The sequence below is a fragment of the Levilactobacillus tangyuanensis genome, assembly GCF_003946545.1.
GTDB classification, from domain to species: domain Bacteria; phylum Bacillota; class Bacilli; order Lactobacillales; family Lactobacillaceae; genus Levilactobacillus; species Levilactobacillus tangyuanensis.
In genome coordinates this window covers 218,211-230,842 of sequence record NZ_RHOA01000001.1, presented here as the reverse complement: position 1 = coordinate 230,842, position 12,632 = coordinate 218,211, and the positions used below count along the sequence as shown (strand labels likewise).

Here is a 12,632-nt window from a genome sequence, read left to right as displayed (position 1 = left end):
GCTTCACGCATTCATTTTAAATCAACATTTTTCATAGTTATTTTCATCCATCGCCAATGATTGTTAGTTACCCTCACGACTAGTTTCATCTTCAGAGTCGCGTCTTTGGCCAAAAAACTCATTGGTTTTACCACCACTAATACCGCTAATTTGGAAATCATTCCTGGTTAAGACGGCGGTTGATGATGATTGCCGCTCGTCGCATTTGTAAGTTTCATTTACTTATTTTGTTATCCAAGGGAGATTACTTTTATGAAAAAAACTATTCAAATTATTGCCGGAACCACCGCGGTGCTGGCCGGAACCATCATGACGAACAGTGTCATGGCTAACGCCGACACCACCCCCACACCCGGTGACACAACCACCAATCAAGGGTCACAGGACGCCTTAAACGCTGAAGTTGAAGCCAACCCAGAAGTTCAGGCGGCCAGTGGTGCTGCCTCTGACGCAAGTACGGCAGTCGACAAGGCTCAAGGCGTTGTCGACAAGGACACATCAGGCGTTACCGATGCCCAAAGCGCGGCCAACACTAACTCCACCGCGGTCTCCAATGCTCAGACGAGTCTTGCCGATGCAACCAAGAACCAATCCTCGGCAGCCGTTGCCAAGGGCGATGCCCAATCGGCGTTGGATAAGGCCAACGAGACGGCCAAAAACGCCAGCGATGCCAGTGACCAGGCGGCCAGTGCTAGTGCAGCGGCCCAGAGTTCCACTGATGCTGCTGTTTCATCAGCCGCCGATGCTGCAAAGTCTGCCGCCGCTGCCCAATCATCAGCGGATGTTCTTTCAAAGGCCGCTGCCGATGCCACACAGGCTAATATCGACGATCTGAATAAGCAGATCACCACTCAAGAGGGGGTTGTCGGCCAAGACAACACCGATGTCCAGAACACCTCGGACGCCATTACGGCACAAGGCCAAGCGGTAACCAAGGCTAATACTGCGGCTCAAGATGCTAGTGCCTTAGCCGCACAAAAATTGGCTGCCCAAGCGGCCGCCAAGACTACCCTGGACCAAGCACAAGGTGCCTACGATGACGCCGTCGCAAAGGCCGGCACAACCAAAACCGCTCTGGACGATGCGACGACAAAACTCAATGACGCTAAGGATGCGCTGACAAATGCGACTGTCCAAGTGACTGAGGCAGAAACTGCACTTAAGACTGCCAACGAAGCCTTAACTGCTGCTAAGAATGCTATCAAGCCATTATCAGACGCGGCCTCAACGGCCTCTGATGCTGCATCAACAGCTTCTTTAGCCGCGACAACGGCATCTGACGCCGCTTCAACGGCTCAGTCCGCGGCCAATTCACTTTCGGCGGCAATCAGCTCCGCATCAGCAACCATCCAAACACCAAGTACCATCACATTACCAGCTGGCATGGATTCGGCTGCACTAGTCCAGATGTCGCAAGCAACTGACATGTATAACGAGTATGCTGCGGAGTATGAGACGGATGATGCCGCATTTATGGATGCATCACAAAAGTATACAGACGATCCCACAGCTGCTAACTCGGCTGCCCGTGACGCAGCATCAGCTACATTAGCAAAGACTAATTCCTATAAGACCACAGCTGCTACACAGCTCGCCCAAATAGCCGCGGATTTAACAACTATCGCTAATCCAGGCGCCACCATGGAAAGTAATAAATACCAATCAAATCCCAGTGATGTGGCCATTGACTACAACGGTGCCGATTCATTGACCGCCGATCAATATGAAGACCTCGGCAAGTTCGCTGCTTCGCTGATTAATCAGATACGGACACAGCTTGGAGAGCCACAAGTCATCCTGACAACCACCATGATGGCCTTCGCCAAGGACATCGCGGCTCAATATGACACGGATAACTGGGACCTTGATGCTCAGGGACGCCACGATGATGCCGCCATTAAATCCGTTGCCAGCAATTACGGTTTAAACGCCGGTGGTAACTACTACGAAAACGCCGAATCAAAGGGCATGCTTGCTGATCACAAAACCTTGGACGATGTTAAGGCAGGTATTTACAATGCCATTATTCAAATGATGTTTAGTGATCAATCTGCCAACTTTGGTCACGCAATCTCCCTATCTGGCGTTGCCGACACCGACAAGGTCACAAACTACTTTGGATTGTCCATTGACGGACTTGATCAAATTCACTTTGAACAGGTTTTAGATTCCAAGGCTTACATTCCGGATCCGACGAAATTCTCAGCTGGGACCGTCATTACCGATACCACTGCCGCTGATAACGCAGCCGCACAGAAAAAAGTTGATGATTTAACCCCTCAACTCAAAACTCAACAAGGCGTCCTCGATACTGCGAATACCGACAACACCACTGCTCAAAACAATTTAAAGGCGGCCAACGCCACCTTAGCTACAGCACAAGCCGACTTAGCTACAGCACAAGACACCCAGTCCAAGGCACAAGACGCTGTTAACACGGCTTCCGCTGCGCTTACCGAAGCTAATACGACAAAAACGACTGATTCGGAAGCCATTACTCCCGCACAAGCGGCCTTCGATGCTGCCACGACAACTAACAATACGCCAGCGATGCTGTGACTAGCACATCAGGGGCCCTCTCAGATGCTAAAGTCGCTGACACCGCTGCCAGTGAGGCCTACACCAATGCTTCATCTGATGCCGCCGTTGATTCGACTGCAGCTTCAAATGCGCAGGTTAGCCTGGATAAACTAAACACCCAGTTAGTTGGCCAGAAATCTACGGCTTCGGATGCTCAAAAAACGCTCAACGATTTGAGGGCTAAGTTAGGTGACTACACAACGGCCGCAGCTAATTTTGCCGCAGCCAAAACTGCCGCTGACGAGGCCGCAACCGCTAGTGCCGCAGCCTCCAGTGCCGCGCAATCCGCTAGTGATAATCAAAAAGCGCTGAATGGCAAGGTTACCAGCGCTAAATCCACTGCCGACGCTGCCAAGACCGCGGCGAGTGATGCTCAAAGTAAGTTCGATACCGCATCGACTGATGCAAGTAACGCCGACGCTGCCGTCGAGGCCGCCAAAACAGCTCTTTCATCAGCACAGGACGCTAGTACTGCTGCTGACACGGCACTGACCGCAGCCAAAGCGCTATTAGCGACTGACGAAGACCTTCTCAGTCAAGCTAAGACTGCCAAGGAGCAGGCCGACAGCAAGCTGGCCACGGTTCGGCAGACCGTTCTGGACGCGTTAATTGCCGCTGCCAATAATAACCACAATAATGGTGGCCAAACCGGTACAACCACGACAACACCAACGCAACCCGCAACGCCGGACACGGACACCTCAACGACGCACACCGCGGGCGAGCCAGCCACCGATACTGGCAAGAAACCAGCCAAGGTCGTTAAAAAGTCGACCAAGAAGAGCACGAAGTCGACCAAGTCTTCCAAGCAATCTGGCAAGACTGCTGCCAAGGGTACTGGCGCTTCAACCGGGACCAGTCATCGGGCAACGTTAACCACCTCTCGCTCTGGTAGTCATAATGGGACGTCTGTCCTGGCCTTTGCTGGTAACCAGGCGCAAGGTGCCTTAACGGCCGTTATTCCAGCCGTCACCCATGCACTCGATCAAGTTACGGGTGAAACCGTGGCCCACGCCGCAACGAAGGCTGACACCTCTAAGAAGACCAATAAGGCCGCATCTTCTAAGGACAAGAAGACTACCGACAAGCAATCCAAGTCGGACAATTCTAATTCGACCACGACGCAAACGACGAAACAGGCTTCCGCTTCAAACAACAAGGAATCCGCGGCGAACAAGGAAAATGACAAGCATCAACTCTACCTTTTAGGCGGGTTGGTTGTCGTTGCCGCAGCCGTCTTCGCCTGGTTCTTCGGCGCTCGCCGTCGTCGTAACCAAGACTAATAAACTTTAACTGATTAACCGACAAAGAGGCCCGCTCAACAAATTTAGTTGAGCAGGCCTCTTTGTGTATAGCCATTTTTAGTCTTGTTCCCAATCATCCAGGTCTTCCTCATCCGGTAAAATATCCGGATACAGGGCGGAATACTCTTGATACAGATGAAAGGCGGTGACGACGAAAACCTTCAGGATGGCAAAACCAGGAACCCCGAAGACCACGCCGATCAACCCAAACATTTTACCCCCGGCCAACAGCACGAAAACGATGGTAATGGGATGCATTTCCAGACTGTTCCCCATGATCAGTGGTGATAAGACCTGAGTCTCCAGCACCCATTCGATCAGGTAGACCACGATCACCCCGATCAGCATCGAGGGACTGGTTAGAAAACCAATGATCAACGCCGGTACCAGCGCAATCGCCGATCCAAAGTACGGGATTAGGTTCAACGGCCCAGCTAGCAGGCCAATCAGTAAGGCATAGCGCAAGCCAATAATCGTATAGCCCACGGTGAAGATCGCCATCACACAGAAGGCCACGGTCAGTTGACCACGAACATACGAACTAACCTTTTGATTCATCTGCGCCAGCATCGTCACAAAACGCTTACGATACCGCGTCGGCACCACTTGACTAACGTAGTGGGGAAAACGCGTGCCATCCTTCAACATGAAGAACAGCACCAACGGCGCCGTGATGAGGGTGATGACCCAATCCGTGACCGTGGTGACCACGTTGCCGAGAGAAGTCAGCGTCCCGGTCAAGATGTTAAAGCCGCGTTTTGAGAAGTACGTCGATACTCGGCTATTGATGTCGGCCAGCGTATCACTCGACAGCCAATGGTGTTCTCGGTTAAGCCGATTGAAATGGCGGAACATATCATTTGAGAACTGCGGCAAGGACGCAATCACCCCCGCCATTTGGCGCGCTAGAAATGGAATTAACAGGATGAAGACCAACGCGATCAAGGCGACCGTCAGTACCATGGCAATCGCGATCGCCGTCCCCTGATTCAGGTGCAACCGCCGTTCCATGAAGTGAACGAACGGATCTAACACGTAGAATAGGATTCCGGCCACCACCAAGGATGGCGTGGTGATACTGATAAACCGCCAGATTGGCGTTAGCAACTGAGCGTTTTGTAGCAGTTCATGAATGACCAATAATAGCAGGAAGATATTTAATAGAAGAATCGTTATATGATTATTTAAAAAGCGTCGATAAAACCAGGAGAATCCCGATTCGGACTGGCCCTGTTTGTTCACGGCAACCCCCTCCGTTCAGTACTTTAAGTGTACGGCTAACGGTCGCTCCTGACCAGTCCAGATCGAAAAAATTCGCGAGACGGTCACTCTGGCCACCACACCATAGAAAAAGCAGCCCTGACCTCACGACTGCTTCATCAACCATCCGAACTATTTGGCGTTTTGGGCGACCTTGACCGTGGCATCAGCCGAGGTGCCGCTAACTTGGTAAAGCTGCTTGCCCTGTTGCCAACTCACGGAATTCGTCTCATTCTGTTCATCCTGGCTGTAAACCGTGATGGCCCCGGTATCCGCCCGCTTAGGCAGATGACTCTTGGCGATTTGTTGATTCACCTGCTTAGCAAATTGGGTGGGCGTCCCGGTCACATCGGCATTGTCGGTCACGGCGGTCACCGACCAGTCGCCCTTGGTCCAATGGACATAGGTGTGACCCATGGTTCCCTGAACGACGGCCTTGGTCCCGTGATTCAACTTCACCGTGGATCCACTGGCGCTGCCGACGTAGTCCACCTGATCGGCCGCCGTTGCCGCCGATCCGTAGGTTTTCTTCTGAAAAGTTGCCGAATTCCCTTCGGTGCTCTTATCCGTGTATTTAACGGTGTAAGCTTGCTTGGTACCACTCGTTGACGTGGCCGCCAACTTGGTGCTATCAGTACTGGCCGTCTTTGGCGCGGTCGTCTGGCTCACCGAACTGACGTTATTGGCGGCATGCATCTGCAAGGCCGTTCCTGATCCCAGCGTCACGATGGCCAGTGCGGCGGTAACCCCGGTAATGATTTTCGTCTTTCGTTGCATATTTATTCAACCTCTCTTCCGTTATTCCTTAACGTAGCTCCGCAAAGCCGTCACGTATTTGCCATTGCTCAAGACAAAGTAACGCGACCCGGTTGACCGCTTCTTCACCGCCGTCACCTTCAGCTTCGTTCCCTTGGCAACCGCCGTGGACCGGCTAGACTTGGCAAACGAAGACTTTTTGTATTCGTACAACTTTTTCTTAGTCGTCAACGTCTTAGATGCAGCCACCGATTCGTAATAGGCGTGATTGGAGAACTGCGTGTTGGCGGAAATATAACCTAGATTAGTCTTGATCCGATACGACTTGCCACTTGGCGCCTTGACGACCTTGCCGGCCACCGTATCGCCAGAGACATAGTAACTTCCCGTCTTCTTGCTCAGACTCGAGTCAGAATAAATATTCAATTTGTGGGTCAGATTAAAGGACCCATGTTGACCGACCCAGAAGCCCGACGCATCCTGGGACAGAACCCATTTACCCAGCTCACTGATGTAGAGAGCCTGCTTGGATTTCGACTGCGTGAGACTCTTGACCTTCGAAATCTTATAGAACTTCTGCCGGTCGGAATTGGCAATGGCCGTACCGTCCTGATACTTTGAGGCGCCCTTATGTAGGAAGATGTGTTGACCCGCATTGTAGCTACTATAGGCATAGGAAACCGTTGATAACGCCGTGGTCAGGCCATCCGTCCACCAACTCATCGGGTGAACGGTTGTGACGGCCTGACTATTATCGGTGTATTCGCTTAGAGCCGACAAATAGTTGTGATCGGTGTATTGCCACAGGGCGTACGAAATCGTTGGTGTCGTGGAATAGTTAGCGATCCACTGCGCATCAAAATTTTGCCGCGCCGTGTTGGCATAGGAGGTTGCAAACGATTGGTATGAATAGAAAACGAGATTCTTATTGGTCAATGACCGCATTTCATCATACCAGGCCTTCACCGCGGCGTTGGTGGTCCCGGAACTCACATCGTTCTCTTCAAAATCTAACACATAAAATTTAGCGTTCTTATTCGACCGATTGTAGAAATCCTTAGCCTCGGTCTTAGCACTGGCCGCACTCGTAAACCGGGCGTAGTCGTATTCACCAAACGGAATTCCATGCTTGACGTAGAGTGCGGTATTGTTGGCGGCATAGAGGTCCGTGTACGAGGAGCCATACTGCCGCCGGTTGATCACAAATGAAACCTGACTTTTTAAATTTGAAACCTGACTATCCGTTAATTTGCCTTGCCACTCGGAAATATCCGGAATGGCCAAGGTACTGGCATGGGCGACGACTTGGCCGCTCCAAGCAATCCCTAGTAGTGCGCTCGCGGCGACAACGGCTTGGGTTAATCGCTTGGCCCAAAGATGTGTATTCGACATAATGTTGGCACTTCCCTACTTAAATTTGGTGTGCCCTACTCCTAATCGTGCGGGACGCTCCCCGTCACGTAAAACTCCCCTTCATTCACCTCCTCATTTCTTAAACCATTTTCACTGTAACCTTCTTTCATGTGCTGCTCGTAACAGATCGATTGCATTTTAATTACCGCGTCTTACAATTATATTTATTACATAAAGCCTGCTAAATCAACGATACGGCCAACTGTCAGGCCGACTAATCGTTAAGAAATTGACCGGAATTCAAGCGCACGTATCCAGGTTTGGCCGCCTCAAAACGGAAAATGACTGGATCATAAACGATCAGTGCCAACTTCGCTTAAATATAAAGTTATTTGTTAGCAATTGACCTGATTGACTGGTCGGCCTTAGATGAAACCGCCAATATACGAATATTTATAATTTGTTCCCGTTGATCGTTCAGATACAATCGGGTATGATAAGCCTAAATATTCTAAATCAGTAGGAGGTCTACCATGCGCCGTGCTCTGTTAAGTGTCTCCGATAAAGTCGGACTCGTTGAATTTGCCCAAACCTTGGTCTCTCAGGATTTTGAAATTGTTTCTACTGGCGGTACCCTTGCCGTCTTAACCGCCGCAGGCATTCCCACCATCCCCGTCGAAGAAGTCACGCACTTTCCAGAAATGCTGGATGGCCGGGTAAAGACCTTGAATCCACGGGTCTTTGGGGGCATTTTGGCCCGGCGAGATAATCCGGACCACCTCCAAACACTGCAGGAACATGTGATTGCGCCCATCGATCTGGTTTGCGTGAACCTCTATCCTTTCGCGCAAACCATTGCCCAGGCCGACGTGACCTTAACGGCAGCCACGGAACAGATCGACATTGGTGGTCCCTCACTTATCCGGGCAGCGGCCAAGAATTATGAAGACGTGCTGGTCGTCTGCGATCCCGCCGACTATGACCAGGTCAGCCAAGCCCTGATTGAACACACCGATGATCGCCTGTTCCGCAAGCACCTGGCGGCTAAGGTCTTCCATCACACGGCGCACTACGATGCCGTTATCGCCAACTACTTAACCGATGAGGCCAAGCCCGAAACATTGACACTCACCTACCAGCGGAAGCAGGCCCTGCGCTATGGTGAAAATCCTCAGCAAACGGCCACCTTCTATCAAACCGACCAGCCGGTACCGTTCTCAATCGCGGCCGCTAAGCAACTCCATGGCAAGCCACTGTCCTATAACAACATTAAGGATGCCGATGCCGGCCTGGGCCTAATTCGCGAATTCAGCGAACCAACTGTGGTCGCCCTCAAGCACATGAATCCCTGTGGCATTGGCACGGCAACCAGCCTCACAACGGCATGGGATAAGTGTTATGCCGCCGACTCCATGTCCATCTTCGGTGGGATTATCGTGCTCAATCGTCCGGTCGATCTGGCAACGGCTACCAAGATGCATCATCTTTTCTTGGAAATCATCATCGCGCCAAGCTTCGACGACGATGCCTACGACGTGCTAGCCAAGAAGAAAAACCTTCGACTACTGACCGTCGACTTTACGACGGCCCAGGCTCCCGAAGCGGATGAGGTCCTGAGTGTTCGCGGGGGCCTGCTTCGTCAGGAACCCGACACCATCAACGATGACCCCGCCAACTTCCAAGTGGTCAGCCATGCCCAACCAACGGCGGAACAATTGCAAGCCGTCACCTTTGGTTTAAAGGCGATTAAGTTCGTTAAGAGTAACGCCATCGTGGTCAACTCGGCCACCCAAACATTGGGAATCGGCCCCGGCCAGATGAACCGTATCGATGCCGTCAAAATTGCCGTCGGCAAGGCCGAGGTTCAGGCCGATTACGACCAGGCCGTGCTGATATCCGATGCCTTCTTCCCAATGGACGACTGTGTCGAATATGCGGCCCAGCATGGTATCACGGTCATTGCCGAGCCCGGTGGTAGCATTCGCGATGATGATTCTATTGCGATGGCTAATGAATATGGCATCAGCTTAATCTTCACCGGTAATCGTCACTTCCGCCACTAGCGCACGCCAAAAAGCCCGTTTCGGAACATCACGCCGAAACGGTTTTTTTAAAGAATCATCAAAGTTAATCCCCCTTAAAAATCGGTAAACATTGGGTCACCCCTGACCACTAACCTTAAATTACGTCTATTATTAATTAATAAACAGATTAATTCAGGTAATTTTGGGGGAGAGGATCACCATGACACAAACAACTATTCCACGATTAACCATCGTCGTTCCTTGTTACAATGAGGAACCCGTTCTACTCACTAGCGCAGCGATTTTGGGGAAAATTCTGCGGCAATTAATGACTGACCATGAGGTCGCCACCGATAGCCGGATACTCTTCGTAGATGATGGTAGCCACGACCAAACCTGGGCCCAAATCACTCAGCTTGGCCACGAACAAGCCCTATTTTCCGGCGTCCGTTTCAGCCGAAACTTTGGCCAAGAAGCCGCCTTGATTGCCGGGTTACAAACGGCCCATCCCTACTCGGACCTCACCATCAGTATCGATGCCGACCTGCAAGATGACCCGACCCTAATTCCAACCATGGTCGCTGAGGCCAAGGCCGGTAGTGACATTGTTTATGGGGTACGGAACGACCGGTCAACCGACACTTGGTTCAAGCGCACGTCAGCCGAAGGCTTTTACTGGTTCATGCGCAAGCTGGGCGTTGACTTGGTTCCCAACCACTCGGACTTTCGCTTACTGAGTCGCCGGGTTGTCGGGGCCCTGTTAGCCTGTCGCGAGTCCAAGCCCTTCATTCGGGGAATCATCCCACAATTGGGCTTTCCGTCCACCAAGGTCTACTACAAGCGCCAACCACGACAAGCCGGCGCATCCAAGTATCCGCTGCGTAAAATGTTGCGCTTTGCCCTAGATGGCCTGCTCTCATTTACGATTGCGCCCATCCGCGCGGTCCTTTACGCCGGGTTACTCATCTGTGGAGGGGCCTTAGCCATGTTAATCTGGATTCTTTGGACCCATCTCCACGGAACGGTTGTGACCGGTTGGAGTTCCATCATGGCCTCCTTGTGGTTCCTTGGTGGCTTTCAACTCATCGCCATCAGCATCATTGGAGAGTACGTCGGTCGTACCTTTACCGAAGTTAAGCATCGGCCGCGTTTCATCATTCAAACAGATACCTATTCACCTAAATTCTCGACGACCCAACCGGCCGCAGTGACATTACACTTCGACCGGCACTCCGCGATTAAGTAAGGAAGTCTCGACATGCGAATTCGCCAACACCTTTTCGCCACGCTCGGTGGCCTAATCAGTCTCATGTTGTTCGTAGCCGCTGGTCTAGCGTTCGCGCTGCCAGTGACTTTTCGCGTGGATCACGACTGGCTGTCACCACTGGTTATTCTGATCGGCGCCGGTGTCTACCTTGGGGGGATCGGCCTGACCTTTCGGGCACTCCATCGCACCAGCGATCGACGGAATCATTGGATCGGCCGTGGCCTCTGGGCGCTACTTCTACTGATTCAAATCCTGGTGGCCGTTCATTGGGTGGCGGCTCCCCGTGCGGATCTCTACTTCGTTCACCAACAGGCGCTGGACCTCTTACACGGCAACCATCAATGGGCCCCCTATTTTCAAACCTATCCCAACAACGTTAACCTCACCATTCTGCTCAGTGGCCTCCTCGGGCTCGGTCAAACTTTCTTTGGTGAGCACACCGGTGTGTGGCTGAACGTGATTCAATTTGCCTGGCTCGACCTCAGCCTTTGGGCCAGTTGGCGCCAGCTAAAACGCTTAAATATCGTCCGCGCCAACCTCTTTCTAATGATTATCTTGGGGACTGTTCCGCTATACGCCTACGCCCTAAACACCTACAGTGATACCTACGTTCTGCCGTTAGTTCTCTTAAGCCTCGTGGCATTCCGCCGACTGCAAGATGCCATCACCTGGCCGCAAATCACGGGTTGGAGTATCATTCTGGGATTAATCGTGACGAGCGCCTATCTGCTAAAGGCTAACTTCATCGTCTTAATCATTGCCGTGGTCTTGGCCCTCCTGCTCCTAAAGAACCGGGCACCACAACCCAACATTACCCGTAGCCTGGCAATCCTAATTCTTCTAGCCTCGTTAGCCACGGGAACCAGCCTGATGCGGTCCGTCCAACATCAACAGGGCTACCATACCAATGGTGCCGCCCTGCCACCCGTCAGTTGGATCGCCATGAGTTGGAATCCCGATCTCTACGGTCAGTACAACCGAACCGATGCCACTCAGATTATCAAGCAACCGACTCAGGCCGCTAAAAAGGCGCAAGCCAAACAAAACCTGACCGATAGCCTCCATCGGCTGGGCGTCACCGGCATCGTGGGCCATCTCTTCAAGAAGGCCCAGCTCTTCTTGGCCACGGGGACCTTCGATGCCTTCCAAATCTCGCCTGAATTCGATCGGGCACCTAACTGGTACCGGCAACACCGCGCCACCAGCGACTGGTTCTTGGCCAACTGGTGCCAAATGAACTATCTCGCCCTGTTAATCGTCAACCTCGGTTGGGGAATTCAACAACTCCGCCGACGCCGAATCAGCGCCAGTTTCCTGTTAGGTGGCCTCTTCATTCTGGGGCTAGCGGCATTTCACATCATCTTCTGGGAAACGGAAGAACGCTATGCCCTACCAATCCTGCCGTTACTCATCGCTGGAACCGCGGCTGGTTACCGGCAACCACTCAACCTATTCCGCAAGTCCGATCAGCTTCGCTGGTTACCCTTGGGGATGGGCGTTGCCTTCACCCTAATCCTGGGCGTGGCGGCCTGGCAGAACACCGGACTGATCAGCCACTCCAACAGCGAGCCGGTCAGCGTCATCAGCCAGGGTGAGGGCCGCTACTACCAGAACCATCATTACCGGTTGCTACCACACCAAAAGGTCTCGCAACCGTTCACCGCCAGTCTGCCCTTCGACCAATTCGTCATCAATAATGGGGAATCCGTCGCGGGTAAAATTACCCTAACCAATGCGCAGGGTAAGACGGTCTGGCAAACCCACGATGACCAGATTGACCTGTTAGGGACCATTCCGTTACAGCCCGCTGGTCGCTACACGATTACGGTGCAAAATACCGGGGCCCAACCTTTCCGGCTAATCTCGGCACCGGCAAACTACGCCTTGTTGCCACAAGGTATCCGCCAACATCCCCACCAATACCTGCGCTTCTTCATTCAACAACGCAGTATCGCGCCGGTACTGTCACACGGAAAATTCTGGCTCCTGTTCGGCGCTTTGTGGCTTGGTGGCCTGTTAATTATCGACCGTTTCTACTGGTATCGCCGTCAAATTTAAAAAAATTATTCAAATAACTTGCCTTAAGGT

Annotated in this window: 8 protein-coding genes; 5 read left to right on the top strand and 3 right to left on the bottom strand. The window is 52.2% G+C overall.

All coding sequences use genetic code 11. From position 1 onward, the window contains the following. Positions 1 to 252: 252 nt before the first annotated feature. Together EKM96_RS01010 and EKM96_RS01005 are read left to right on the top strand one after the other, a co-directional pair. On the top strand, positions 253 to 2,559 hold the full coding sequence (locus EKM96_RS01010; protein WP_125638493.1) for an SEC10/PgrA surface exclusion domain-containing protein: 2,307 nt from the start codon (positions 253 to 255) through the stop codon (positions 2,557 to 2,559). Continuing rightward, on the top strand, positions 2,556 to 3,863 hold the full coding sequence (locus tag EKM96_RS01005; protein ID WP_125638490.1) for a hypothetical protein: 1,308 nt from the start codon (positions 2,556 to 2,558) through the stop codon (positions 3,861 to 3,863). The genes EKM96_RS01010 and EKM96_RS01005 overlap by 4 nt, the downstream gene beginning before the upstream one ends. Before the next feature lie 78 nt (positions 3,864 to 3,941). On the opposite strand, the gene EKM96_RS01000 is transcribed toward EKM96_RS01005, so the two are convergent. The 3 genes from EKM96_RS01000 to EKM96_RS00990 form a co-directional block, all read right to left on the bottom strand. Next, a complete protein-coding gene (locus tag EKM96_RS01000; protein WP_125638487.1) occupies positions 3,942 to 5,126 on the bottom strand; it encodes an AI-2E family transporter in 1,185 nt (394 codons plus the stop codon). A 150-nt stretch (positions 5,127 to 5,276) separates the two neighbouring features. Next, complete coding sequence (locus EKM96_RS00995) at positions 5,277 to 5,921, bottom strand: hypothetical protein (RefSeq protein WP_125638484.1); 645 nt, start codon at positions 5,919 to 5,921, stop codon at positions 5,277 to 5,279. 21 nt (positions 5,922 to 5,942) lie between these two features. Further along, complete coding sequence (locus EKM96_RS00990; RefSeq protein WP_125638481.1) at positions 5,943 to 7,292, bottom strand: GH25 family lysozyme; 1,350 nt, start codon at positions 7,290 to 7,292, stop codon at positions 5,943 to 5,945. Between the two features lie 494 nt (positions 7,293 to 7,786). Between EKM96_RS00990 and purH the strand changes: the two genes are divergently transcribed. The 3 genes from purH to EKM96_RS00975 all read left to right on the top strand — a co-directional run bounded on the left by purH (position 7,787) and on the right by EKM96_RS00975 (position 12,602). After that, the gene (gene purH, locus EKM96_RS00985; protein WP_125638478.1) at positions 7,787 to 9,316 is read left to right on the top strand and encodes a bifunctional phosphoribosylaminoimidazolecarboxamide formyltransferase/IMP cyclohydrolase; all 1,530 of its coding nucleotides are present in this window, start codon (positions 7,787 to 7,789) and stop codon (positions 9,314 to 9,316) included. Positions 9,317 to 9,497: 181 nt separating this feature from the next. Next, positions 9,498 to 10,523 (top strand): glycosyltransferase family 2 protein, encoded by a 1,026-nt coding sequence (locus tag EKM96_RS00980; protein ID WP_125638475.1) that lies wholly within the window; start codon positions 9,498 to 9,500, stop codon positions 10,521 to 10,523. 12 nt (positions 10,524 to 10,535) lie between these two features. Next, positions 10,536 to 12,602, top strand: a complete 2,067-nt coding sequence (locus EKM96_RS00975; RefSeq protein ID WP_125638472.1) for a hypothetical protein — start codon at positions 10,536 to 10,538, stop codon at positions 12,600 to 12,602. Positions 12,603 to 12,632: the final 30 nt, after the last annotated feature.

Coding starts and splice junctions, on each gene's coding strand:
- purH (WP_125638478.1), top strand. CDS start 7,787: ATGCGCCGTGCTCTGTTAAGTGTCTCCGATAAAGTCGGACTCGTTGAA.
- EKM96_RS00980 (WP_125638475.1), top strand. CDS start 9,498: ATGACACAAACAACTATTCCACGATTAACCATCGTCGTTCCTTGTTAC.
- EKM96_RS00995 (WP_125638484.1), bottom strand. CDS start 5,921: ATGCAACGAAAGACGAAAATCATTACCGGGGTTACCGCCGCACTGGCC.
- EKM96_RS00975 (WP_125638472.1), top strand. CDS start 10,536: ATGCGAATTCGCCAACACCTTTTCGCCACGCTCGGTGGCCTAATCAGT.
- EKM96_RS00990 (WP_125638481.1), bottom strand. CDS start 7,292: ATGTCGAATACACATCTTTGGGCCAAGCGATTAACCCAAGCCGTTGTC.
- EKM96_RS01010 (WP_125638493.1), top strand. CDS start 253: ATGAAAAAAACTATTCAAATTATTGCCGGAACCACCGCGGTGCTGGCC.